Raw genomic sequence first — 26,807 nt, 5'->3', positions numbered from 1 at the left:
TGTTATTTTTTATCAATTAAAAAATAAATAAAATATATTCATAGTTAGTTTTATACTATCAATTTTTTTAAAACTATATTATATTAGAATGCATTAAAATATTAAAAGGAAGTAATCATATATGGGACTTTATGTTGTAATTAACATTGTAGTGCTATTGGTTTTAATAGGACTATTGTATTTTATGCAGAAAAAACATTTGAATTTTACTATCAGAGTATTATCTGCTTTAGTTTTAGGATTAGCTTTAGGATTTATACTTAGAACAGTTTATTCCTCAAATATGGAAATAGTAAATCAAAGTATTGTTTGGTATAATGTAGTTGGTAATGGTTATGTAAGACTTCTTCAAATGCTGGTTATGCCTTTAATTTTTGTTTCTATTACTATGGCACTACTTAATATAAAAGGCAGTAGCAGTAACTTGGGTAAAATGACTATTATAATTATAGGCATATTGATGATAACTACAGGAATATCTGCTTTGGTAGGATTTTTAACAGCTAAAGGTTTTGGGCTAGATGCTTCTAAACTTCAATCTATAGTAGGAGATATTTCTCAGGGTGCCTCTAACTATGAAGGTAAATTAGAGCAGTTTTCTTCAAGACCTGTGCCTCAGCAGCTATTGGAGATTATACCTACTAATCCTTTTGCTGCTTTAGCTGGTATGGGAGGTTCTCCTACACTTTCTGTTGTGTTTTTTGCAGCTTTGGTAGGAAGTGCAGCTTTAGGTATTAGAAAGAAAAAACCAGATGTTTTTGAGTTTTTCTTGAAAATTATGCAGGCTTTGCATGATGTTGTAATGAAGATAGTGGCATTTGTAATGAAATTGACTCCTTATGGAGTATTAGCACTTATGGCTAAATTTATGGCCACTAGTGATTTGAATGCATTTGCTCAATTAGGACAATTCTTATTGGCTTCTTATGTAGCCATAATAATTATGCTTATAGTACATAGTATAATACTTATAATATTCGGATATAACCCTATAAAATACTATACTAAAGCATTTACAACTTTGGCATTTGCATTTTCATCTAGAACAAGTGCTGGAACTTTACCTCTAACAGTTTCTACATTAAAAGATAAAATGGGAATATCTGAAGGCGTTTCAAATTTGTCTGCTTCGCTAGCTGTTACAATAGGGCAAAACGGATGTGCTGGTATTTATCCTGCAATGGTTATTGCTATGATAGCCCCTACTTTGGGAATAAATCCGCTCGAACCAGCTTTTCTTATAAAAGCAGTTGTAATAATTGCTATAGGAAGTTTTGGTATTGCTGGAGTTGGAGGAGGTGCTACCAATGCTGCTTTGATAACTCTTTCGGCTTTAGGTTTTCCTGTAGGATTAGTTGCTATACTCTTGGGAATAGAGCCGCTTATTGATATGGGCAGAACTATGCTTAATGTTAATGATGGAATGATTACCGCAGCAGCTACAGGTAAAATATGCAAAGAAGTAGATATGGACAAGTTCAATTCTAATGATAGAAACTCTTCTGAAGCTGAAGTTATGTAGAATAGTTTTTTTACAATATTTCAAATAATAGGTATTCCTTTTTTGGGATACCTATTTTAGTATAAATTATTTAAGTAAATAAAACTAAGATGGGAATTAGTAAAAGTCAAAAATTTAAAAACTTTTTCTTGCTTCCCTCCCTTTATTCTTTATTACTATATTTTGAATTTTAGTTTCAATTATATTTTGAGTCTAATTAAAAATTAAGATACCCGCCCAAACTAATTTAAATTTATAGTCTATCAGCCGCATGGTAAATGAAATTATAAAATATAAATTAATTAACAGTACAATTTTAATTAAGTTTCAAAATTTGTTCTGGAGGCGTTAAAGAAGTTCTAAACCTAATTACATTTTGGGTGGGAGTTAAAATACATAATAAAGTAAAAAGTCAAATAAAATTTTTATTACAGGATAAAACAATAAGCCTATAGGGTGGGAATTAGAATAAATCCAAAAAATTAAAACTTTTCTCGCTCCCCGACCTTTAAAGTTTATTATTTTATTTTGAATTTTAGCTTCATATTATTTTGTAATTTAAATAACATCTGTTAGCACCCGCCCAAGCTAATTTAAATTTTTAGTCTATCTACCGCACGGTAAACGAATTAAAAATTATAAAACGATTAACAATACAATTTTTTCTATGTTAAAAAATAAGTTATGCGTGCGCTGTGAAGGTTTTAAAGCTAATAAAAACTAGGGTGGGATTTAATAAATTAGAATAAAGTATAAAAACAAATAAAATCTTAATTTCAGAATTAAATAATAAACCTATAGGGTGGGAATTAAAATAAAACCACAAATTTAAAAACATTTTCTTTCTTCCCGCCCTTTATTCTTTATTACTATATTTTGAATTTTAGTTTCAATTATATTTTAAGTATAATTAAAAATTAAGATACCCGCCCAAGTGTTATATAAATTGAAAAACTATTTAACGCACGGTTAATAAAATTTATAATATAATGAAATTTGAATTACAAATAAATCTATATTGTTAATTCTATTTTGCGTGAGTTGTAAAGATTCAAAAACCTAATTAAAACTTGGGTGGGCAGCTAAAATTACAGAATAAAATAAAGAAGAAATAAAGTATAAAAATGACGGTATTAAATAAAAAGCCTATAGGGTTGGAATTAGGATAAAGCCAAAAAAATTAAAAACTTTTCTCGCTCCCCGCCCTTTAAACTTTATAGCTTTACTTTGAATTTAAGCTTTATATTATTTTGTTATTTAAACAACATCTATTAGCACCCGCCCAAGCGAATTTAAATTTATAGTACATTCACCACACGGTAAACGAAATTATAAAATATAAATTAATTAAAAGTACAATTTTTATTAAGTTTCAAAATTTGTTCTGCGTGCGGTAAAAAAATCATAAATATAATTAAAACTTGGGTGGGCAGCTAAAATAACATGTGAAAATTAAAAATAAATAAAGTACAAAAATGACAGTATTAAATAAAAAGCCTAGAGGGTGGGAATTAAAATAAAGCAAAAAAATTAAAAACTTTTTCTCGCTCCACGCCCCTTAGAGTTTAATACTTTACTTTGAATTTAAGCTTTATATTGTTTTGTTATTTAAACAACATCTATTAGTACCCGCCCAAGCATATTTTAAATTTATAGTCTATCCGCCGCACGGTAAAAGAATTAAAAACTATAAAACGATTAACAATACAATTTTTTCTATGTTTAAAAGTAAGTTCTGCGTGCGTTGTAAAGATTCAAAACCTAATTAAAACTTGAGTGGGCAGCTAAAATTACAGAATAAAATAAAAAAGAAATAAAGTACAAAAATGACAGTATTAAATAAAAAGCCTAGAGGGTGGGAATTAAAATAAAGCAAAAAAATTAAAAACTTTTTCTCGCTCCACGCCCCTTAGAGTTTAATACTTTAGTTTGAATTTAAGCTTTATATTATTTTGTTATTTAAACAACATCTATTAGCACCCGCCTAAGCATATTTTAAATTTATAGCCCATTCACCGCACGGTAAACGAAATTATAAAATATAAATTAATTAAAAGTACAATTTTTATTAAGTTTCAAAATTTGTTCTGCGTGCGGTAAAAAAAATCATAAATATAATTAAAACTTAGGTGGGAAGCTAAAATAACATGTGAAAATTAAAAAGAAAAATAATTTAGAAATTACGGATAATGTTTGAAAGCCTAAAGGGTGGGCAAATGTGATTAAAGTTTAAAACTTAATTTACATACCCCGCCCTTTTACTTTTATGATTATAATATGTAATTTTTAACTTATTTATGTTTAAAGATTAATTAGAAATTAAAGCACCCGCCCAAGTTTTTATTAGATTTTTAATTTATTTAACATAAGATTTAATTTATATTTTTAATACGAATTAAAACTCTATATTATTTTTAATACAAAACTCTTCAGCAGTTTTTATTTTTTCTTTAGCTAAGGACACAATACATTTTTTTATTAATTTTTTATCATCTTTTTTGGCAAAACTGTAAGCATTAGAAAAATATTCATACGCATCTTTATTAAAAATATTATACTTATTATTCATTTTATCTAATTGTATATATATGTATGCTATGCTGTTATTAGCTAAAGCATGCTTACTATTTAAATTTAAAGCCTCTCTAAAACATAATAAAGCATCATTATAATATTTATAAGCATTATCATAATCTTTCATTGACATATATATATTAGCTAATTTAGTTGTACTGTATCCCATACTGTCATAAATAGAAGCATTATTTAAATTATCATCTATTTTTAATGCCAATCCTTTTTCATAATATAGTAAAGCATCTCTAAGTAAATCTATAGCTCTCTGAATACTGCCGTTTTTAAATTCATTGTTAGAATATTTTGTCTTTGAAAAACCTATTCCATTATAAGCATTAGCATATTTAGGATTAATTTCCAAAGCTCTTATATAATCTTCATAAGCCTCATTATAAAGTTTTAACCCCACTTTACTTAATCCTCTGTTATAATAAGCATCAATAGAATAATTATCAGTTTCAATTACTTTAGTATAGCATTCAATAGCTTTTTGATATTCTTTTAAATAATCATAACATATACCTATATTGAAATAAGCATCTATTATATTACTATCGATATCAATTACTTTATAAAAATCTTCTATGGCTTCATGGTATAATTCCATTTCAATTTCTGCTAAAGCCCTATTATAAAATGCATCAGGAGTATTCGGCTCAAGTTCAATAACTCTTGCATAATATTTTAAAGCTGTTTCATATTCTTCTAAAGCATCATAAGATAAAGCTAAATGATAATTAGCGTATACATTTTCATTATCAAGCTCTATTACATTTTTGAAGTCTTCAATGGCTGAATTATAATTGCTATTTCTATAATTTATAAGCCCCCGTTCATTATATGCATTAATATACTTAGGATCTAATTCTATAGCTTTATTTATATATTTTAAAGCTTCATCTAATTCATTTAAATATGAGCTAGTAAGTCCTCTATAATAATAAAACTCACTGTCGCCTTCATATATTGAAATAGCTTTATCAAAATCTTCTATAGCCTCTTTATATAAATGCATTCTTCCTTTTAATAAAGCTCTATTATTGTATAAATAAGCATCATCTTTCTCAAGCTCTATAGCTTTATTATAATCTTCCAATGCCTCATCATACATCTGCATTTCATTTTTTATAAGCCCTCTATTATTATATGAATAAGTATCTTCAGGATTTAATTCTATAGCCTTATTATAATCTTCTAATGCATCTTCATATAATTGTAAAGATTCTTCAGCTAATGCTCTATTATAATATGAATAATATATATCATCATTAATTTCTATCATTTTAGTATAATAATTAATAGCATCTCTATAATTTCCTAATTTATATTCAAGAAGCCCCATATCATTATAAATATTGATAATATTTTCATCATCTGCATATTCTAATGCCTTTTTGTAATCGTCCATAGCATCTTTATATAATTCTAAACTGTTTTTAGTAAGCCCTCTAAAATAATAAGCATTAGAAAAATGATTATCCAATTCAATAGCCTTGTTAAAATCATTAATTGCATCTTCATATAATCCTAGAAAAAATTCTGTTAAAGCTTTGGAATAGTATGAATCACTGTCATCATATCTTAATTCTACAATTTTATTGAAATCAGATAATGCTTCTTCATACATATTGAGATATCTTTTAGAATGCCCTCTATAATAGTATGCATCATCAATTTCATCATCTAGCAGCAAAGCTATATCAAAGTTTTTTATAGCTTCCTGATATTTTCCGCAATAAAAATATCCTAATCCTATATAGTATATAGCTTCAGCATCATCTTCATTAAATTCAAGAACCTTTTTGAAATCTTTAATCCCTTCTTCATATCTTCCCAAATATGATTTCGAATGTCCTCTATTATAGTATGCATTAGATTTTTCCGGAGACAATTCTATAACTTTATCAAAATCTTTAATAGCCTCCTCATAGTTTTTCAAATTAAAATATGATAGTCCTCTATTATAGTATGCATCTACTAAAGTATCATGGGTATTGTTTATTTCTTCATCACTTATATTTTTGCCTTCTTCATCATCTTCATTATCATAAGAACTGCTGTATATGATAAATTCGCTGTCTGAATATGCAATAATATATTTATTGTATATATCTATAACTTCATTTAAATATTCTATTGATTTTTCATAATCTTTGCTTATGAAGGCATGATGTCCCAAATCAAATAATCTTTCTATATTCCTTTTATCATCTATATTCATTAACCATAACTCCAATAATACATTACTTTTATAATTATATACAAAAATACAATAATTACTATATATAATAGTTAATATTATTCATAAATAATAGTTAATATTACTCATTGATTTATTTTAGTTTTTATATTAAATTTTGACAAACGAATATTTTTGAATATAATATATACAATATTGTACCAATATTTTTTATTATATTAAAGTTTAATATCAATGAAGGAGGATATATGGCTAAAGGCAGAGTTACTATTGATAGAGAACAATGTAAAGGATGCTCTAACTGCATATCGGTTTGTCCGACTAAGATACTGTATTTAGATAAAGAAAATATGAATTCTTGGGGGTATTATCCAGCAGCTGTTACTGATATGGAAAAATGTATAGGCTGTTCTAATTGTGCAATGATGTGTCCGGATATATGTATAATGGTTGAAAGGCTAGACAAAGAGGAGAGTAAATAATGGCTAGAACATTGATGAAAGGAAATGAGGCTATGGCTAGTGCGGCTATTGCGGCAGGATGTAAATGTTTTTTTGGGTATCCTATTACACCGCAGAATGAGATACCTGAATTTATGTCAAAAGCTATGTATGAATCAGGAGGGGCATTTGTGCAGGCAGAAAGTGAGGTTGCAGCAATTAATATGGTTTATGGGGCAGGAGGAGCAGGAGTGAGAGCTATGACTTCTTCTTCTTCTCCGGGTATAGCTTTAAAACAGGAGGGTATATCATATCTTGCAGGATCTGAAGTGCCTGCGGTAATACTTAATGTTATGAGAGGCGGACCTGGACTTGGAAGTATACAGCCTTCTCAAAGTGATTATAATATGATGACTAGAGGAGGAGGAGATGGGGATTATAATTGCCCTGTTTTAGCACCTGCCAATTTACAGGAGGCTGCTGATATGATAATGGAAGCTTTTGATATAGCAGATCATTATAGAACTCCTGTTTATGTTGCTGCCGACGGATATATAGGTCAGATGATGGAGCCTGTTGAGATTATTTATAAGCCTAAATATGAGATAAAAGAAAAGACTTGGGCTGCTTGCGGAAAGAGAGGAAAAAGAGAAAAGAATAATATAATTAACTCTTTGTATTTAGAGCCTGAATTACTTTATGAGCATAATATACATTTACAGAAAAAATATGATGAAATAAAGGAAAAAGAAGCAAGAGCAGAAAAATACTTTACAGATGATGCTGAACTTATATTTGTTTCTTATGGCACTATGTCCAGAGTTGTAAGAGGGGTTGTTGATAAGTTTAGAGAAGAAGGCAAGAAAGTTGGTATGATTCGTCCTCAAACTTTATGGCCTTTTCCGGTTAAAGCATTTGATAATCCAAATTGCAAAATGTATGTAAGTATTGAGATGAGTATGGGTCAGATGATTGATGATATAAAGCTTGCAATAGAGTGTAAAGTTCCTGTTAAATTTTATGGAAAGGCTGGGGGATTAGTACCTACTGCTCATGAGATAATGGATAATGTTATAAGTTTGGCAGGAGGTTTAATATGATAGTATTTGAAAAGTCAAGAGGATTGAGCGATGCTAGGACACATTATTGTCCTGGCTGTATGCATGGTACTGCTCAGAGAATAATAGCTGAATGTGTAGAAGAACTTGGCGTATTGGAGAAAACAGTTGGTATAGCTTCTGTAGGATGTTCTGTACTTGCATATAAATATTTTTCATGCGATATGCAGCAGGCAGCACATGGAAGAGCTCCGGCTGTTGCTACTGGTATAAAGAGAGCCATTCCAGACAGTGTAGTTTTCACACTTCAAGGAGACGGAGATTTAGCTGCTATTGGTACGGCTGAAATAATACATGCAGCAGCACGTTCTGAAAATATCACTGTAATATTTTTGAATAATGCCATTTATGGTATGACAGGCGGTCAGATGGCTCCTACTACTTTGGAAGGTCAAAGAACTACAACAACTCAGGCTGGAAGAGATTTTCATAAAGCTGGCAAACCTATAAGAGTATGCGAGATGCTTGCTACTATAGAAGGTGCCACTTTTGTAGAGAGGGTTTCTTTAGATAGTCCTGCTAATATTAGAAAGGCTAAAATGGCCGCTAAAAAGGCTTTTGAAAATCAGATTGCTGGAAAAGGTTTTTCTATAGTAGAGATGCTTACTAGCTGTACTACCAACTGGGGTATATCTCCTACAGATTCGCATAAATGGATAAGAGATTATATGATACCTCATTATCCGCTCGGCAATTTTAGAAATGATGCTTAAAAAGGAGTATTTATGAGTACAGAGAGAATAATTTTTGCAGGTTTTGGCGGTCAGGGTGTTATGTCTATGGGACAGATGATAGCTTATGCTGGAATGATTGAAAATAAACATGTTACTTGGTGTCCTTCTTATGGTCCTGAAATGAGAGGAGGAACTGCTAACTGTTCTGTTGTCATAAGCGATGAACTTGTCGGATCTCCTATAATTTCTCATGATGCTAATTCTGCTGTAATAATGAATCTTCCTTCGCTTACTAAATTTGAAAAGGATATTTTACCTAATGGTATACTGCTTATAAACTCATCTCTTATAGATAAAAAGGCATCAAGAGACGATATAAAAGTAGCTTATGTTGAAGCTAATAAAATTGCAGGTGAAATAGGAAATCCAAAATCAGCAAATATGGTAATGCTTGGTGCTTTGCTTACGCTTCATAATGTGGTATCATTCGACAGTGTACAGCAGGCATTTTTAAAAGTATTCGGCGAACGAAAAAAAGAGTTTTTACCTAGTAATGAAAAGGCTCTTAATGCAGGACGAGATGCTGTTCAAAATTTAGTTTCTTAAATTATATAAATTAAAAAATAACAAACTTTAAATCTCTGTACTTATAAAAGTGCAGAGGTTTTTTATATAAATCAAGCATCGCATGTTTAATAAATCCTTTCAATGAATTTCACTATAATTAATAATCAAATTATATTATTTATATTCGCTTATCATGCGTTAAACTAATTTTTAAATCTAATCGACACTTGGTCGGGTGCTAACAGATGTTATTTAAATAACAAAACAATATGAAGCTAAAATTCAAAGTAAAGTATTAAACTCTAAAGGGCGGGGAGAGAGAAAAAAGTTTTTAAATTTTTTTGACTTTTACTAATTCCCATCCTATAGGCTTATTATTTTATTTTATTTTGTAATAAAAATTTTATTTGCCTTTATATTTTATTTTCATTTATTAACTTCCACCCAGGTTTTTATTAGGTTTTTAATCTTTACAACGCACGCAGAACAAATTTTGAAACTTAATAAAAATCGTATTGTTAATTAATTTATATTTTATAATTTCATTTACCGTGCGGTGGATAGACTACAAATTTAAAATAGACCTGTTGCAATTTTGTAAATTTATACAGTTAACTTAAAAATATAGGATATGATTTTATTTACAGTAATTTATATAGTATTTTTTGTTTTAAATGTAATATAACTTTATATAAATAAGATATAAAAATGCAGTCTTTTTGCTTCTTTGGGTCACCACCGAGTAGGTGCCTATTCGGCAAAAGAAGTGGGGTTTGGCACGAATGTGTACTTCGTAGGCAAAGCCCCAATTATTAAAACTATAAATATTATTTTTATATTTATTATGTATAATATCACTATATGTATGTACAAAATTGCAACAGGTCTAATATACTTTGGCGGGTTCTAACAGATGTTATTTAAATAACAAAACAATATGAAGCTAAAATTCAAAGTAAAGTATTAAACTCTAAAGGGCGGGTAGCGAGAAAAAGTTTTTAAATTTTTGGATTTATTCTAATTCCCACCCTCTAGGCTTTTTATTTAATACTGTCATTTTTATACTTTATTTCTTCTTTATTTTATTTTGCAATTTTAGCTGCCCACCCAAGTTTTTTTTTAATTTACAGCATATTTACCGCACGCAGAATAAAACTTAAAATATAAACCTATCTATAATGCAAATTTCATTATATTATAAATTTTATTAACCGTGCGTTAATTGAAATCTAAACTTGTTTTTATAATTTGATGTTACACTAAAAATTATTATCATTATTAAATAAATAATAGTTGAAAAAAAATAAAATATTTATATCTTATGAAGAGAATCAATTTTATTTTAATAAAGAGAGTATTAATAATATGAAAAAAAATTTATTGCTAACTGTAATATTAATAACAACTATCAGTGCAAATCTTATGGCAAAAAGCGGTTTTGGCGTTGATTTGACTGTTCCTTTGGGAGCTGGAATAGGTTTTTATCTTGAAGATGGAAAACAAAGCCAAACAATAAAGCCAGACGGAGGTTTTGAATTCGGAGTTCATCTTAAACCTAATTATTATTTTGATTTGAGTATTTTATCTCTTGGAATATCATTAGATTTAGGATATCAGAGAGATGTATTTGCTTATAAATCAGATTTGTCTAAGGGTAATGTTACTTTCGATAGTTTATTTGTAGGTATTATGCCTAAAATAGATATATTATTTATGTCTATAGGTGTCGGAGCAGGAGTGAAATTTCCTCTCGGAGGAAGCAGCTATTCTAAAGAAAACAGTGGCAGTGAAATTACAGAACAATATAATCTAAAACAATTACAGGATAAATTTTATAATTGCTATATACCTTATCTTAAAGCAAGTTTGGACTTTTTACTTCTTTATAATGTAACTTTAGGAGTTTATTTATCTTATGATTTTCCTCTGCTTGAATATAAAGAAAGTTCTCCTAAAATTAAGACAGGAGCTCTTGATATAGGCGGACAAATAGGAATAAGATTCTAGTGAAATTGAAAAAATAAAAACCATGCTTATTTATTAGTCATGGTTTTTTATATTAATCTATAATAGCATAAGCTCTTACAGGAGATCCTTCACAGTTTCTGATTTTTAAAGGTGCTGCACTAAAAAAGAATTTTTTATTAGTTAGTTTTTCTAAATTCGTAAGATTTTCTATAATACATATATCATTAGAAAATAGAGTATTATGTATTAAATTATTATTTGAAATTGAATCTACTGAAGGAGTATCTATTCCTATAGTTTTTATTTTTAAATCTATCAATTTATAAGCAAAACTTTCACTTAAATATGGAAAATTTTTATAATAGTTTTCTGTATTGATATTATTATGCCAATATGTATTAATAAGAAGTATACTGCATTCTTTTATTATATCAAAATTGAAATTATCATTAAAATTTATTTTATTATCTTTATCCGGTATTATATCAATACAATAGGCATTTCCAATAAAATAATTTAAATCTATACTAGCCGTAGAGTCTTTACTTTTTATGCAATGAAGAGGAGTATCAATATGAGTTGCAGTATGCACGCACATAGATATATTTGTGATATTAAAATATTTATAGTTTTCAGCTGAAATTTTCACATCAATATCATCAGGATAATGAGGCATATTGTTATATATTTCAGCTGAAAGGTCTATTATCATATTTTTTTAATTCTGTTTATTATCATGTCTTTTTTTATTATTATTTTTAGAGTTTGCAAGAGAGGCAAATATTACTCTTCCTGCTTCTTTAGGAAGTACATTATCTATTTCTATTTCAACATTTTTCCCTATTAGATGTTTGGCATTATCAACTACTATCATAGTTCCGTCTTCTAAATATCCTAAAGCCTGTTTATCTTTTCCTTCTCTTATAAGATCTATATTTATAGTCTCACCCGGCAAAACAACGACATGAAGAGAATTGGCTAAATCATTAATATTTAATATGTCCACTTCATGTATAGATGCCACTTTCATCAAATTAAAATCATTTGTTATTACTTTAGCATCCATTTTTTTTGCAAGTTCTATAAGTTTTAGATCCACCTCTTTTATATTAGGAAAATCTATATCAGTTATAGAAAGAAGTATATTCTTAGAAGATTTCATTTTATTTAATATCTCTAAAGCCCTTCTTCCTCTTATTCTTTTCTGAGGATCTCTTGCATCACTTAAAAACTGCACTTCTTTTATAACAAACTCAGGCAGTATAAGAAGTCCGTCAAAAAATTTTTTTTCAGCAATATCATATATTCTTCCGTCTACTATAACAGAAGTATCCAATATCTTTGAAGTTTTCATTTTATCTTTATTTGTAAGTTTAAACATATTTGATATGCTTGGTATAAAAGCTATAATAATACCAAAAATTAAATATCCCTCTATAAAAAGAATAATTAATTTTTCATTTAATGATAATGATATTCCTACAATATTAATAGTAGTTATAGTCAAAAGTACAGTAATTAATGTTAGAAAGAATGATATAAAAAAAGCTAATATAATTTTAGAAGATTTCTTTCTAATAAACATTAATTCAAATAAAAATACCAATACTGCACTTATTATAAATACTGTTAATGTCTTATAATTAAAATGTTTTAGTATAAAATAATCTAAAGCCAGCACTATACAAGATAACACAAAATATACTACTCTCCACATAATTTCCCCTTACTTTTATTTATACGCATATTATATTTTTAATGTAATAAACTAGATAAATTATTATTCTTTAGAAATATCTTTTTTCTTTCTTTTTCCGTTTTTAGCGGTTTCTTTTTCTTCTTTAACAACCTTCTCTTTTTCTAAAGGCTTAGTTTTGAATTTTTTTGCGGATTTTTCCAAAGCATTTGATACTATATCTTCTATTTCATCTCTATCTTTTTTTAAAGCGATACTAATTTCATTAACTATAAACATATATGCTTTTTCATATAGACGCTTTTCGCTTGCTGAAAGTTCTTTAAGTTTGTTTCTTGTGAATAAACTTCTTGCCACCTCTATTGTATCTTTGATATCTCCGCTTCTAAGTTTTTCCTCATTTTCCTGATATCTTATTTTCCAATTATTTTCTATATCATGAGGTTTTGTCTGCAATATATTTAAAAGATTATCAGCTTCTGATTTAGATATAATCTTTCTTATACGATATTCTTTAACTCTATTTATAGGCACTTTTAATGTAATATTTTCACTTTCGCATTCTAAAACATAACATTCTACAAGATTAGAATTAACTTTGTTATTTGATATACCCATAACTTTACATATACCATACATAGGGTATACAACATAAGTATTCAATTTATACATATCAGCCTTTTTATTAATAGTTTATTATGAAAAAATATAATAATATACCTCATCATATTATATGTTAAAATTATAAAAAATCAAGTATTTTATTACAGTAGTGATGTTGTGTTTGTATGATTAAATAAAAGATTTATTATATGCTCGATGAATAAACTGATAAAATTTACATATATATAGCTTGATATATTTAAATATATAGTATACTATATATTGATGATAATAAAAGGAGGTACTAACACATGACAGATCAAAAAATAGAATTGTTTGAAAATTATCCTGTACATAAAGCTCTAATGACGCTAGCACTTCCAACTATATTAGGAATGTTAGTAAATGTTTTTTATAATATGGTAGATACTTTTTTCGTAGGACAAACAGGAGATCCTAATCAGGTGGCTGCTGTATCACTTTGTATGCCTATATATTTACTTCTTATGGCTTTTGGTAACATTTTTGGTATAGGCGGAGGATCTTATATATCAAGAAAATTAGGATTAAAAGATTATGATAGTGTAAAAAAGATTTCTTCTTTTTCATTTTATGCAAGCATTATAATAGGATTTATTTCTATGGCTGTATATTTGATTTTTATGAAGGATATACTAAAAATATCAGGTGCAAGCCCTAATACTTATCAATTTTCTAAAGATTATTTAGTAATAGTAGCGTTTGGGGCACCTTTTGTAGTAAATCAAATGGCTATGGGACAGATTGTACGCTCTGAAGGAGCTTCAAAAGAGGCTATGATTGGTATGATGATAGGTACTGTAGTTAATATAGTATTAGATCCTATAATGATACTTTATATGGAGATGGGGGTTGCAGGTGCTGCTCTTGCTACAATAATAGGTAATGCATGCTCTACTTTCTACTATATATATCATATATTAAGAAAAAAATCTTTCCTATCAATACATTTTAAAGATTTTTCTTTGCATAAAGATATACTTTCTAATGTATTTGCTATAGGCATACCTGTTTCTATAAATAATATACTTATGAGTGCATCAAATGTTCTTATCAATAATTTTGCTGCAGGATACAGCGACAATGTAGTAGCAGGACTTGGAGTAGCTCAGAGGATATTTATGCTTGTTGTACTTGTATTTATAGGGCTTTCTCAAGGTCTTCAGCCTTTTGTAGGTTATAACTTTGCTTCTAAAAACTATAAAAGAATGAATGCCGCTATCAAGTTATCATGTGTTGTAAGTGTAATAATAGGATGTTTACTTTTAGGGCTTTCACTAATATTCGGAAGATTGTCTGTAGCAGTATTTATTAATAATGAAGAGGTTATTGATTACGGAGTGAAATTTTTAGTAGCAAGTTATGCTATAGCTCCTATTATAGGATTTCAATTTGTATTTATGTCTACATTCCAAGCATTAGGAAAATCTATACCTTCTCTTATACTTTCTTTAAGCAGACAAGGTATAGCATTTATACCAACAATACTTATAGGTACTAAATTATTTGGCATAAATGGTATTATATGGTCTCAGCCTATAGCGGATATTGTAAGTGTGGCATTGGCTACAGTTATGTATATTTATATTTATAAGAAAATGAAGAAAAAAGCATTGGAAGAAGAAAACAATAGAGATAATTCAGAACCTGCTTATGCAAATGTATAATATTTAAAAAATCATAAATCTAGCATGCATTTTTATCTTTTAAAAGTGCATGCTTTTTTATAATAATCTAATTGCATTTAGAATATATCTAAGCGCACGCTAAATGCATTTTTATTATAAATTTACTTCAAATTAATAATAAACTTTATATTTCTAATATCACTTTGCGTGCGTTTAATAGCATAATAAATTTAAATATAGCTTGGGTGGGTGCTTAAATATATAATAAAGCATTAAAGAAAGTAAAAACAGAATTATTTATATAAATAACAAAGAATAAAGGGTGGGGTATGTAATTTAAGTTTTAAAACCTAATTACATTTGCCCGCCCTCTATATTTATAGTTTTAATATGCAATATTAATTTTACTTTTTCTTGTTATCGAATTAGATTTTTTAGCTGCCCGCCCAATGTTTTTTTTATTTATTGCGTATATAGCGCATGATAAAATTATTCATCATCATTTAAGTCTATAAATATGGTATATAAAGCAGATATATTGTCATTTTCATCATAAGCAAAATAAGAAGGGTAATAACCATCACCATAACCGCTCGTAAATAATACTATATTGGAATCACTTTCAGGTATATTCCAATTAAGCCAATCACCATATTCAGATTGATACTTAGGATTCTTTTTTGCATTATCTTCTAATAAATCAGCGAATAAATCATCATATCTATTATCAAAATCACCATTACTTTCTTTTTCTAGTTTATCTTCATATTCAAAATATTTTTCAGCTGCCTCATAATCGCAAAAACAACCCATACCGGCATCCACAGGATATCCGAAAAACTCGCCTTCTTCTACTTCAGACAAATCCTCTTCTCCTGTAACAGCAAGTTCATATCTTTTAGGTTCATTATTAGAAAAAGAAATTTTAGACATAGCAATTCTCTCTTCATCTTTTATTATAAGAAGCGAAACTTTATATTTATCAGGTTTTACAGTTTGAATAAAAGGAGATACTTGATTCTCAAACATATATGCTAAAGGATCGCATGCTATTATTTTTCCTGTTTTTAAAAAAACTTCTCCTATATCTAAAATATCAAGCTCTATATCATTAAATGTTTTTTCTCTAAAAGGCTTATCCAAATCAAAACTAGGCACTAAAAGATGTTTTACTTTATCGAATTGTTTTTTGAAATTTTTGTCCATATACTGCTCCAAATAGTTTTTATTAATATACTATAAAATATAAATAAAAACAAATAAAAGGCACTGTTTATATAAACAATGCCTTTTTAAATTATTTAATATAATGTTAAAGAGCTTCTATATTTCTAGTAGCCACTATATCAACACCAGCAGCATTATGAAGCACAACATCTCCAATATGAACAGGAGCATTAACTTCTACAGTTTTTAAAGCCTCTAAACATTCATTAATTCTTGATTTGTCTACAGGATCTTTAGTTTTAACGGGAAGCATTTTTAATTTTCCATTTTTTATTTTTACTATAGAAGTAACCATTCTTACAGGACGAACAACCTCATCTCTGGCATAAGTGTCTCCTCTCTTGCAGGTATTACCGCTTATGCTTACAACTTGATTTCCTTCCATCTCCACAGACAAAGCACAGCCCATAGGGCAGCATATACAAGTTAATTCTTTTTTTTCCATATAATAATCCTTGAATAACACTTAATATTATTAATTATCCTCTATCTTAAACTCAATATTTTTAAGACCTTCTTTTGAAAGCATGGATTTATCTAGTTTAACAGTCTCCATTTCACCGGGAGCAAATATCAAATGCTTTTTATGTATTACTCTCTCTCCGTCAAAATATACATTTAAGAATTTGTTTTGGAATATATTGCTTACTCTGAATCTCACCATAACATGATCATCTACATTATGAGCATTAATCATAGAAGGCACAGTATATCTCACACCATTAGAGCCTTTTAGTAAAATAGAATTAGTATCATCTCTTCTTTTGTTTTTAAGTACATACTCAGCAGCACTTTTTCCAGCAGTTTCAGCCTCTTCAGAAACAAAGTCTACCAAGTCATGAACATGAAGAACATTACCGCAGGAGAATACTCCGTCAATATTAGTCTCCAAACTTTCATTAACTACAGCACCAGAAGTTATAGGGTTAATCTCAACACCAATCTCTTTTGAAAGCTCATTTTCTGGTATAAGCCCAACAGACAAAAGCAAAGTATCGCATGAATAATATTCTTCAGTACCTTTAATAGGCTTCATATTCTCATCAACTTTAGCTATTGTAACTCCTTCAAGTCTGTCTTTACCTTTTATGTCTATAACAGTATGACTTAATTTAAGAGGTATATTAAAATCGTCCAAACACTGAACTATATTTCTTTTAAGTCCTCCAGAAAAAGGAAGTATCTCAGCAACCACTTTAACTTTAGCCCCCTCAAAAGTCATTCTCCTAGCCATAATAAGCCCAATATCTCCAGAACCAAGTATAACAACTTCCTTACCAGGCATATACCCTTCAATATTTACTAAATGCTGAGCAGCACCCGCAGAAAATACTCCAGCAGGTCTGAAACCAGGTATATTCAAAGCCCCTCTTGAACGCTCACGGCAGCCCATAGCTAGTATCACAGCTTTAGAGCTAATCTGCACCAATCCTTCTTCTTTATTGATATAAGTAATTATTTTTTCTTTACTATCATTAAGTACAATATCAAGCACCATAGTATTGAGTTTATAATTAATATTTAAATCATAAACTTTTTCTATAAATCTGTAAGCATATTCAGGACCAGTAAGCTCTTCGCCAAATCTATGAAGCCCAAAACCATTATGTATACATTGATTGAGTATGCCTCCAAGCACCTCATCGCGTTCCAACATAAGCAAATTATCTATGCCGTTTTCTTTAGCAGAAACAGCAGCAGCAAGCCCAGCAGGACCTCCGCCTATAATAACAACATCATAAGACTGCATTTTTACTCCTTAAATAAAAACAAATGATTATATTGTTTTTAATTAAATACTAATAATCTCTAAATCAAAAAGTTTCCTTATCATATCCAATAACTATTTCAGAGCCTTTACCGCATTTAGTAATAGTTAGAGGAGAAACATTAAGTTCTCTTGCTAATATCTCTATTATCTTAGGAGAACAGAAACCGCCCTGACATCTTCCAAGCCCAGCACGTACTCTTCTTTTTACTCCGTCAATGGATTTAGCTCCTATAGGACTTTTTATAGCTTCTACAATCTCACCCTCAGTTACCTTTTCACATCTGCAAATTATATGTCCGTATAAAGGATTTTCTTTTATAAGTTTATTTTTCTCTTCATTAGAGAGTTTATTAAAATGAGTTATTCCTTTTCTTTTTTCTATAAAGTTTTCTTTTTTCTCGAAGTTTCCTTTTTTGCTTACAATATCGGCAACCATTACACCAATTGCAGGAGAAGAAACAAGACCAGGTGATTCTATACCAGCACAGTCGAAAAATCCTTCGCAGTCTTCTAGCTCTTTTATGATAAACTCATGATTATCTTCATGAGGACGAAGCCCGCAGAATGAAGTTATAACTTTGTTATACGGAATATTTTTTACTGTTAGTTTTGACTTTTCTATAATCTGAGCAAGTCCTTCTGCTGTGGTATTTAAGCCCTCTTTATCTTCTATATCAATAGCAGTAGGTCCAAGCATTATATTGCCATGAGCTGTAGGAGTAACTAATATACCTTTACCCAATTTTGTAGGAAGAGCAAATATTGTAGAAGTTACTAGATTGTCAACTTCTTTATCAAGCAATATATAGTCTCCTCTTCTTGGAGTAATATGTATTTTGTTTTGGCTCATCATATTATGAAACTTATCAGCATAAACTCCAGCGGCATTAACAATATATTTAGCTTTTATAGGTCCGTTATTAGTTTCTGCTTCAAAAGTACCGTCATCAAGTTTTTTTATATTGATAACTTCAGTATTGAACTTAAACTCTGCACCATTAGCATAAGCATTTTCAGCATAAGCAATATTTAATATAAAAGGGTCTACTATACCTCCTGTAGGAGCATACAAAGCACCGCATACATTGTCATTTAGATTAGGCTCTTTTTTATGAACTTCTTCTCGGTTTAATATTTGAAGTCCTTCTACTCCGTTTTTTATTCCTCTGTCATATATAGTCTGCAAATTAGGCATATCCTCTTCATTGGTACAAACTACCAAAGATCCATTCTGTTTAAAAGGCACATCAAGATCTTCTGTTATTTTAGGCATCATTTTATTGCCAAGAACATTTAACTTTGCCATAAGAGAACCATTTGCCGCATCAAAACCTGCATGCACTATTCCGCTGTTGGATTTTGAAGTGCCTGAGCAAACATCTTCGCCTCTCTCTACAACACATATACTAGCTTTATATCTCGATAATTCTCTAGCTGAAGAAGTACCAGACACACCTGCACCTATAATCAATATATCATACATAATATATATTTCCTTTATTTATAAATTTAAAACTATTTTGAAAACAATATAATAGATACTAGTTTATACATGCATATTAATATTCATTATATTTTTTATAGAATATTAATATGCATAATATAAATATTTTATTATAAAGCCCAGCCTCTTGATCTTTCAACCGCTTTTTTCCAGCCCATATATTTTTTATTTCTCTCTTCTTCAGAAATTGAAGGAGTAAACTCTCTCTCTAATTTCCATCTATTTGCTATCTCATCTTTATCCTTCCAGAATCCTACAGCAAGACCAGCTAAATAAGCAGCTCCTAAAGCAGTAGTTTCTATTATTTGAGGACGAAGAACTTTTGTATTAATAATATCAGCCTGAAACTGCATTAAGAAATTATCACGGCATGCTCCGCCGTCTACTTTTAATGAAGCTAATTTAACACCGCTGTCAGCAACCATAGCATCAATAACATCTTTACTTTGATAAGCTATAGCCTCTTCAGCTGCCCTTATTATATGACTTCTATTAACCCCTCTTGTAATACCTACTAAACAGCCTCTAGCATACATATCCCAATAAGGAGCACCAAGACCAACAAATGCAGGTACTAAATAAACTCCGTTAGTATCTTTTACTTTAGTAGCGAAATATTCAGTGTCTTTTGCATCATGAAGAAGTCTTAATTCATCGCGTACCCATTGTATAACAGCACCAGCTATAAATACAGAACCTTCCAAAGCATATTCTATTTTTCCATTATATCCTATACCTATAGTAGTAATAAGTCCGTTTTTACTTAATATAAAATTCTCTCCTATATTCATAAGAATGAAACTTCCAGTACCATAAGTATTTTTTGTGTCGCCCTTATTAAATCCAGCCTGACCGAATAATGCTGACTGCTGGTCTCCTGCTATTCCAGATATAGGTACTTCTTTACCGTTAATATTAGCATATCCGTAAACACAAGAAGAATCTTTTACCTCTGGAAGCATGCTCATAGGAATGTCTAATTCTCTTAAAATGTTTTCGTCCCATTTTAAATCTTTGATATTATAAATCATAGTCCTTGATGCATTAGTATAGTCTGTAACATGAACTTTACCGCCTGTAAGTTTCCATACAAGCCAAGTGTCTATTGTACCAAATAGTAATTCTCCTTTATTGGCTTTTTCTCTAGCACCAGGAACATTATCAAGTATCCATTTTATTTTTGTACCAGAAAAATAAGCATCAACAACTAAACCTGTATTTTCTCTTATATAAGTATCAAGTCCTTTTTTCTTTAAATCATCGCAAATAGGAGCAGTTCTTCTACATTGCCATACTATAGCATTATAAATAGGCTCTCCAGTATTTTTATCCCATACAACAGTAGTTTCCCTTTGATTTGTAATACCAATAGCAGCTATCTCTTCAGGCTTAACTCCAGCAATCTGTATAGCTTCCTGCAAAACTCCAAACTGAGTAGCCCAAATTTCAGCAGCATTATGTTCAACCCAGCCTTCATGAGGATAAATCTGTGTAAACTCCTTTTGAGCAACTGAAACCATGTTCTGATCATAATCAAATACTATAGCTCTGCTGCTTGTTGTTCCTTGATCTATTGCAACTACATATTTTGACATACTAAAACTCCTTAAATTTTTATTTTTTATACCTTTGTTTATTGCCTTTTATTATTTCTTTGCAAATATTTTACCTATAGTAAAATCATAAAGAACAGCTCCTAAAACTCCTCCTATTATAGGTCCTATTATAGGAACTATCCATACATTGCTTCCATCAGTAAGTCCGTTATTTTTAAAGCCTGCAATGACAGCAAAAAGTCTAGGTGCTAAATCTCTTGCTGGGTTTATAGCATAACCATGCATAAATCCAAATGATGTACCTATAACAACTATTATAAGTCCTACTATTATAGGTCCTAAATTAGCACCTGCAGGAGTATTATTAGCATCTCCTGTAGCAAGAATTAAAAATACTAAAAGAAATGTACCTACTACTTGATCTATAAATCCAGGCCAAAATCCAGGTACTGCAGGAAAAGTAGTAAATACTCCGGCTGTAGTTTCAAAGTTAGGATCAACTTCTATCCACTTTCCATAATAAACAGCAAATACTATAGCAGCCCCAATAAAGAAACCTATCATCTGAGCTACTATATAATACCAAACTTTAGACCATTGAAATCTTCCTGTAACAGCTAATGCTAAAGTAACAGCAGGATTAAGATGAGCACCGCTTATCTTTCCAGATGCATATATACCAAAAGTAACAGCAAGCCCCCAAGCTATATGTATATTAATAGCTGTTCCATTATTACCTATAAGAACAGAAGCAACTACTCCGCATCCAAATAAAGCTATCATCATAGAACCTATTACTTCTGCTAAAAACTCTGATTTCTTACTATACATTAATTACCCCCATAAATAAATTATTTTCTTGATTTTTTAATATAATGTTTTTATATAATTTTAATTTTTTAATTTACTCCGCCTACTCTATACTGCTCGCATACAGGGCATCTTTTAGGTGCCTCAGAATCTGTATGTATATAACCGCATTTACTGCATTGCCATTTGTCTATACCTGCAACATTGCTGCCTAAGTATTTTTCAAACATCTTTTTATGTCCATCTTCTATTTTGGCAACATGCTCAAAAAGTATGGCTATATCATTAAAGCCTTCCTTTCTTGCAGTTTCAGCAAATTTTAAATACATATCTTCAGATTCGTAAGTCTCACCCTTAATAGCGTCCTTTAAATTCTCATCTTTTGATAATATACCATGGTATCTTTCAAACCATAATTTGCCATGTTCCTGCTCATTTCTGGAGGCTTTTTCGTACGCCAATGCCAAATTCTCCATACCCTCTTCCCTAGCTCTCTCAGCATAGTACATGTATTTGCACCTTGCTATTGCCTCCCCAATGAAAGCTGTTTTTAAATTTTCATTTGTTTTTGAATCTTTTAAATCCATATTCTATTACCTCCATATTTTTTTATTCGTATATTAACTAGTATAGAAAATTTATTACTGAAATATACAAAAATAAAAAAAAAAGAGATTTTCACTATTATTTTAAATAAAAAATTATAATATTAATTATCTATTTTTTTGACTATTTAAAGATATATACATATACCCGGTAATCCTATAATTATGTTTTTTATATGAAAAATAAATGATTCTAATAAAAAATATAATTATTATAAACAAAGTACAAATACCATGTATATGTATTTTTAACATAAAGATTCTGTTTATAGTATTTTACATATTATACATTATTATTCGTCTTATAAAGATTCACTATGCAGATAAAAGCTAAAACAGAAAGAACAGCACCGCCAAATCCAACCCATCTTATTCCAAAATTATCAAATATACTGCTTCCTACAAATGATCCCAAAGCTATACCAAAGTTAAATGAAAATGAATTATTTGATGATGCCAAGGTTAAACAAGAAGGATACTCTTTTTCTGTAAAATCTAATATATTTAATTGAACAGGAGAATTCATTAAATACATTAAAAAACCTATTATTAATATGACGATAGAAGAACTTACAGCATTAAGAAGAGCAAAAGGCAAAACTATCATACATAAAAACTGCATCATAAATACATATCTTAATCTATAAATTCCATTATGTTCAGCTAATTTTCCTGAAAGAAGATTACTGAAAAGAACAGTAACTCCAAATACTAATAATGCAACACTGATATATTTATTAGGTATATGAATATAATTAAGAAAAATAGGCTTTAAATATGTATAAAGTACATAAGAAGAAGCAGCACCGAAAAGTATTGTAAAAGTGCTTAATAAAAATCTAGTATCTCTAAATAATATAAATTGTCCGAATATTTTAACCTTATGAGAAGGTGTATTTTTTGGAAGCGTAATAAACATTAAGATAAGCATAACAGCACTGAATACGCATATAAATATAAAAGAAGCTCTCCAGCCGAAATAATAACTTATACTAGTGCCTATAGGTACTCCGAAAATGGAGGCTATACTAAATCCTGAATAAATCCAAGCTACTGCCATAGGTCTTTTTTCTTTTGAAGATACATAAGGGGTGAATGATATTGAAACTGATATTAATGCTCCTGAAATTACAGCTATAAGCATTCTAATTATAAGCAAAAATATATAATTTGAAGCTAGAGAACATAAAAAATTAAGAATGATAAATATTATGCTTGCAAATATTATAAAATTAAATCTATTGAATTTACCGGCAAAAGCTGCAGAAAAAGGCGTACATACGGAATAGGATAAAGCAAACATAGATACAAGTCCGCCAGCTTTGACTTCCGTAATATTAAAACCTTCTGCTATATCTGTTAATACTCCTATAACTATAAATTCGCTTGTACCTAAGGCAAAACTTAAAAGAACCAAGGATATTATAGCTAATAATTTATTTTCTTCTTTTTTTACTTCAGATATACTGCTTTCTAACACTGACATATTTTTTTCTCTAAAAAAATTACTATTAATGATATATTATGTTTTAAAAAATTCAATTGCAATGTATTATTTTTTAATAATTTTTTATATTTTTATAGGATACTTATATGAAACCTAAATATAGATTATATTTTGATAAGGCAAAAGAAAAAGAAGAGGCTGGTCTTTATGAAGAAGCATTAGAATATTATGAAAAGGCATTGGAAGAAGATGATGAGAATATAGAAGCATACTTTAGTATTAACCTTATAAAATCGTATATTGAAATTGAAAAAAATACTCAAGACAGAGAAAAACAAAATAAACATACTAAACTTTTTAATATATTTAATGAATTTTTAGATGAAAAATAAAAAACAAAAAACGAAACTTATTTTAATAAACTTAAAGCATCAATATAGCCTTGATGCATACATTTTTTTATAAAATTACTAGAGAAATTTAAAGTACCGTCAAAAAAATTCCCTAAATCTTTTCTGGGATAAAGTTCATATACATTGGTATTATTATCTAATTTATTTTTTAAAATATTTGAATTACTATTGCTAGTTAAATGTACAACTATTATATCCGTAAATTTACAATTTTTTAAAGCTGTTATTGGGGAATTATCACTTATGCCTCCGTCAATATATAATGTACCTTTTATATTTTCAGGCGGAAATACTGCAGGTATTGCAGATGAAGCTAAAAGTATTTTTTTAATTGTCTTTAATGAATAATTGTTTAATTTGAAATAATGTGGTTTTAAATTATAAATACTAGTACATGAAACATATATATTTATTTTTTTGATAGTTTCTTCATGTAAATATTTATCCATTATTTCTATGATACCGTCTCTTGAAAATATGGCTGAAGTTGATAAAAAATTAATAAATGGAATCAATAAAATATTATCATCATCTAAAAAATCAGATATTATTGCATTTACAGCATTCTTAATATAGTTTTTTCTTATTTTTAATAAAGAGTTTATAACTTTATTAGGATTTAAAGTTAATATTTTATCTTCAACTTCATTAATCCATATATTTTCTACTATTTGAGAGTTTAAATTATATATTGGAAATAGACATGCATTCACCTGATATAGCAGTGATGTATTTGATTATATCAAGTTCTTTTAAAGCTTTAAAAACTCCTATATGATATGCTCCTTTAGCTCCGCCTCCGTCTAATACTAAAGCTATTTTTTTATTATTATTTTTATTCATAATTAGTACCCAATAATTAAGATACTATTAATTTAACATGTCCTTATGACAGATTTTGTCCGATTAGATATATTTTTTTAATTCTTTATAAATTTCAGAGGCAAATACATTATGTCCGTTTTCGCTTAAATGTACCCCATCAAAAAATATATCATAATAATTATTTTTCTTTAATATTTTACTTACAAATAAATTATACACATCTATACTTTTTATATTATTTGTTTTTGTATAATCATTTATAAAATTAACATACTCCTTTAGAACACTATCAAACTCTTCTATATTATTTGATTCAAAAAAATCAAATGCCTCCTTAACAAAAGCAATAGGAGTAAATACTATTATATCAATATTATTTTCCAAAGATTTATTTACTATGCTTATTAAATTATTTTTTATCTTTTCTAAAGGTTTGCAGGTAAATATATCATTAACTCCTCCCATTAAAATGACAGTGTCAGCATTTTCTCTTATACAATCCATATCAAAACGAATAAGCATGCCTGAAATCATATCTCCATTAATACCTTTATTTATAAAAGTAAAATTTTTATCTTTAAATTTATCGTTTAATATTTCAGTCCAAACCTTATCCCTTGACACCATATATCCGTAAGTGGTGCTGTCGCCTAAACAAACTATTCTTTTCATAAAATTAATTTCCAAAATTTTTTTATGTATAATATTTTTATTTATTATATAATAATAGTATAAATATTTAAACAAAAATTATTACGGAGTATATATAATGAACGATTTTAAAAGTCTAAAAGATACATTCACATTAAGCAATGGATATAAAATTCCATGCATAGGATTTGGTACTTGGCAGGCTCCGGACGGAGAAACTGCTGTAAATGCTGTAAAAGAAGCAATAAAATTAGGATACAAACATATTGATACAGCTGCAATTTACGGCAATGAAAAAAGTATTGGTAAAGCTATTAAAGAAAGCGGCATTAATAGAGAAGAACTTTTCATCACAAGCAAGGTATGGAATAAGGATAGAGGATATAAAACAACATTAGCTGCTTTTGAAAAAACTCTTAATGATTTGTCTCTTGATTATCTTGACTTATATCTTATTCATTGGCCTGCCTCAGTAAACAAATTTAACGATTGGGATAATATTAATTTGGAGACTTGGAGAGCTATGACCGAACTTTATAAAGCAGGTAAAATAAAATCTATAGGAGTTTCCAACTTTATGCCTCATCATTTAAAATCATTAATGGAAACAGAAATTAAACCTATGGTTAATCAGATAGAGTTTCATCCTGGGTTTATGCAGGAAGAAACTTATAAATACTGCAATGATAATAATATATTAATAGAGGCTTGGAGTCCTTTGGGTACAGGCAAAATGCTTGATAATGATACGCTAAAACAAATAGCTAAAAAATATAATAAATCAGCAGCTCAGATTTGCATAAGATGGTGTATTCAAAATAATACGCTTCCTTTGCCTAAATCTGTAACTCCTTCCCGTATAAAAGAGAATACTGAAATATTTGATTTTGTTATAAGCGATGAAGATATGAAAACAATAAATGCTATGGAATACTTTGGAGGATCCGGACATCACCCTGATAAGGTTAATTTCTGATTATATTATTT

General features: G+C 28.9%; 24 protein-coding genes. 9 read left to right on the top strand and 15 right to left on the bottom strand.

What is annotated here, in order from left to right; all coding sequences use genetic code 11:
- The first annotated feature begins 121 nt into the window (after positions 1–121).
- Positions 122–1,522: an L-cystine transporter gene (locus A966_RS00470; RefSeq protein WP_008721334.1), complete on the top strand. Its 1,401-nt coding sequence runs from the start codon at positions 122–124 to the stop codon at positions 1,520–1,522.
- 2,374 nt (positions 1,523–3,896) lie between these two features.
- On the opposite strand, the gene A966_RS00465 is transcribed toward A966_RS00470, so the two are convergent.
- Positions 3,897–6,299: a tetratricopeptide repeat protein gene (locus A966_RS00465; protein ID WP_008721332.1), complete on the bottom strand. Its 2,403-nt coding sequence runs from the start codon at positions 6,297–6,299 to the stop codon at positions 3,897–3,899.
- A gap of 227 nt (positions 6,300–6,526) precedes the next feature.
- Here A966_RS00465 and A966_RS00460 point away from each other — a divergent pair, with 227 nt between their 5' ends.
- From A966_RS00460 to A966_RS00440, 5 genes are all read left to right on the top strand, one after another.
- On the top strand, positions 6,527–6,760 hold the full coding sequence (locus A966_RS00460) for a 4Fe-4S dicluster domain-containing protein (protein WP_008721330.1): 234 nt from the start codon (positions 6,527–6,529) through the stop codon (positions 6,758–6,760).
- Entirely contained in the window at positions 6,760–7,818 is a 1,059-nt protein-coding gene (gene vorB, locus A966_RS00455) for a 3-methyl-2-oxobutanoate dehydrogenase subunit VorB (RefSeq protein WP_008721327.1), read from the top strand. Before A966_RS00460 ends, vorB begins: the two co-directional genes overlap by 1 nt.
- Positions 7,815–8,549 (top strand): thiamine pyrophosphate-dependent enzyme, encoded by a 735-nt coding sequence (locus A966_RS00450; protein ID WP_008721325.1) that lies wholly within the window; start codon positions 7,815–7,817, stop codon positions 8,547–8,549. Before vorB ends, A966_RS00450 begins: the two co-directional genes overlap by 4 nt.
- A 12-nt stretch (positions 8,550–8,561) precedes the next feature.
- Entirely contained in the window at positions 8,562–9,116 is a 555-nt protein-coding gene (locus tag A966_RS00445; protein WP_008721324.1) for a 2-oxoacid:acceptor oxidoreductase family protein, read from the top strand.
- Positions 9,117–10,442: 1,326 nt separating this feature from the next.
- Positions 10,443–11,084, top strand: a complete 642-nt coding sequence (locus A966_RS00440; RefSeq protein ID WP_039955472.1) for a hypothetical protein — start codon at positions 10,443–10,445, stop codon at positions 11,082–11,084.
- A 52-nt stretch (positions 11,085–11,136) separates the two neighbouring features.
- Here A966_RS00440 and A966_RS00435 read toward each other — a convergent pair whose 3' ends face one another.
- The 3 genes from A966_RS00435 to A966_RS00425 all read right to left on the bottom strand — a co-directional run bounded on the left by A966_RS00435 (position 11,137) and on the right by A966_RS00425 (position 13,413).
- Positions 11,137–11,757 (bottom strand): cyclase family protein, encoded by a 621-nt coding sequence (locus A966_RS00435; RefSeq protein ID WP_008721320.1) that lies wholly within the window; start codon positions 11,755–11,757, stop codon positions 11,137–11,139.
- 6 nt (positions 11,758–11,763) lie between these two features.
- A complete protein-coding gene (locus A966_RS00430; protein WP_008721318.1) occupies positions 11,764–12,762 on the bottom strand; it encodes a PIN/TRAM domain-containing protein in 999 nt (332 codons plus the stop codon).
- 63 nt (positions 12,763–12,825) lie between these two features.
- Entirely contained in the window at positions 12,826–13,413 is a 588-nt protein-coding gene (locus A966_RS00425) for a CarD family transcriptional regulator (RefSeq protein ID WP_008721315.1), read from the bottom strand.
- Between the two features lie 242 nt (positions 13,414–13,655).
- On the opposite strand from A966_RS00425, the gene A966_RS00420 reads away from it, so the two are divergent.
- On the top strand, positions 13,656–15,050 hold the full coding sequence (locus tag A966_RS00420) for an MATE family efflux transporter (RefSeq protein ID WP_008721312.1): 1,395 nt from the start codon (positions 13,656–13,658) through the stop codon (positions 15,048–15,050).
- Between the two features lie 450 nt (positions 15,051–15,500).
- Here the strand turns inward: A966_RS00420 and A966_RS00415 are convergent, their stop codons facing one another.
- From A966_RS00415 to A966_RS00380, 8 genes are all read right to left on the bottom strand, one after another.
- A complete protein-coding gene (locus A966_RS00415; protein ID WP_008721310.1) occupies positions 15,501–16,217 on the bottom strand; it encodes a DUF4241 domain-containing protein in 717 nt (238 codons plus the stop codon).
- Positions 16,218–16,323: 106 nt separating this feature from the next.
- Positions 16,324–16,683: a DUF1667 domain-containing protein gene (locus A966_RS00410; protein WP_008721307.1), complete on the bottom strand. Its 360-nt coding sequence runs from the start codon at positions 16,681–16,683 to the stop codon at positions 16,324–16,326.
- 30 nt (positions 16,684–16,713) lie between these two features.
- Positions 16,714–17,988: an NAD(P)/FAD-dependent oxidoreductase gene (locus A966_RS00405; RefSeq protein WP_008721305.1), complete on the bottom strand. Its 1,275-nt coding sequence runs from the start codon at positions 17,986–17,988 to the stop codon at positions 16,714–16,716.
- A gap of 64 nt (positions 17,989–18,052) precedes the next feature.
- Entirely contained in the window at positions 18,053–19,492 is a 1,440-nt protein-coding gene (locus A966_RS00400; RefSeq protein ID WP_008721303.1) for an NAD(P)/FAD-dependent oxidoreductase, read from the bottom strand.
- Between the two features lie 131 nt (positions 19,493–19,623).
- Complete coding sequence (glpK, locus tag A966_RS00395; RefSeq protein ID WP_008721301.1) at positions 19,624–21,108, bottom strand: glycerol kinase GlpK; 1,485 nt, start codon at positions 21,106–21,108, stop codon at positions 19,624–19,626.
- Between the two features lie 51 nt (positions 21,109–21,159).
- Complete coding sequence (locus tag A966_RS00390; protein WP_008721298.1) at positions 21,160–21,900, bottom strand: MIP/aquaporin family protein; 741 nt, start codon at positions 21,898–21,900, stop codon at positions 21,160–21,162.
- A 68-nt stretch (positions 21,901–21,968) separates the two neighbouring features.
- Positions 21,969–22,466 (bottom strand): rubrerythrin family protein, encoded by a 498-nt coding sequence (locus A966_RS00385; protein WP_008721296.1) that lies wholly within the window; start codon positions 22,464–22,466, stop codon positions 21,969–21,971.
- Positions 22,467–22,767: 301 nt separating this feature from the next.
- Positions 22,768–23,970, bottom strand: coding sequence for an MFS transporter (locus tag A966_RS00380; protein WP_008721294.1), 1,203 nt, complete (start codon positions 23,968–23,970; stop codon positions 22,768–22,770).
- Between the two features lie 107 nt (positions 23,971–24,077).
- Here A966_RS00380 and A966_RS00375 point away from each other — a divergent pair, with 107 nt between their 5' ends.
- Positions 24,078–24,323: a hypothetical protein gene (locus tag A966_RS00375; RefSeq protein ID WP_008721291.1), complete on the top strand. Its 246-nt coding sequence runs from the start codon at positions 24,078–24,080 to the stop codon at positions 24,321–24,323.
- Positions 24,324–24,340: 17 nt separating this feature from the next.
- On the opposite strand, the gene A966_RS00370 is transcribed toward A966_RS00375, so the two are convergent.
- The 3 genes from A966_RS00370 to A966_RS00365 all read right to left on the bottom strand — a co-directional run bounded on the left by A966_RS00370 (position 24,341) and on the right by A966_RS00365 (position 25,841).
- The gene (locus A966_RS00370; RefSeq protein WP_008721290.1) at positions 24,341–25,057 is read right to left on the bottom strand and encodes a patatin-like phospholipase family protein; all 717 of its coding nucleotides are present in this window, start codon (positions 25,055–25,057) and stop codon (positions 24,341–24,343) included.
- Entirely contained in the window at positions 25,029–25,187 is a 159-nt protein-coding gene (locus A966_RS13985; protein WP_008721289.1) for a patatin-like phospholipase family protein, read from the bottom strand. The genes A966_RS00370 and A966_RS13985 overlap by 29 nt, the downstream gene beginning before the upstream one ends.
- Before the next feature lie 63 nt (positions 25,188–25,250).
- Positions 25,251–25,841: a GDSL-type esterase/lipase family protein gene (locus tag A966_RS00365; RefSeq protein ID WP_008721286.1), complete on the bottom strand. Its 591-nt coding sequence runs from the start codon at positions 25,839–25,841 to the stop codon at positions 25,251–25,253.
- Positions 25,842–25,938: 97 nt separating this feature from the next.
- Here A966_RS00365 and A966_RS00360 point away from each other — a divergent pair, with 97 nt between their 5' ends.
- Entirely contained in the window at positions 25,939–26,796 is an 858-nt protein-coding gene (locus tag A966_RS00360) for an aldo/keto reductase (RefSeq protein ID WP_008721284.1), read from the top strand.
- Positions 26,797–26,807 lie beyond the last annotated feature (11 nt).

The sequence above is a fragment of the Brachyspira hampsonii 30446 genome (assembly GCF_000316195.1).
Classification (GTDB): domain Bacteria; phylum Spirochaetota; class Brachyspiria; order Brachyspirales; family Brachyspiraceae; genus Brachyspira; species Brachyspira hampsonii_C.
The sequence above is the reverse complement of the archived record's forward strand: the minus strand, read 5'-3'. Positions and strand labels throughout refer to the sequence as shown.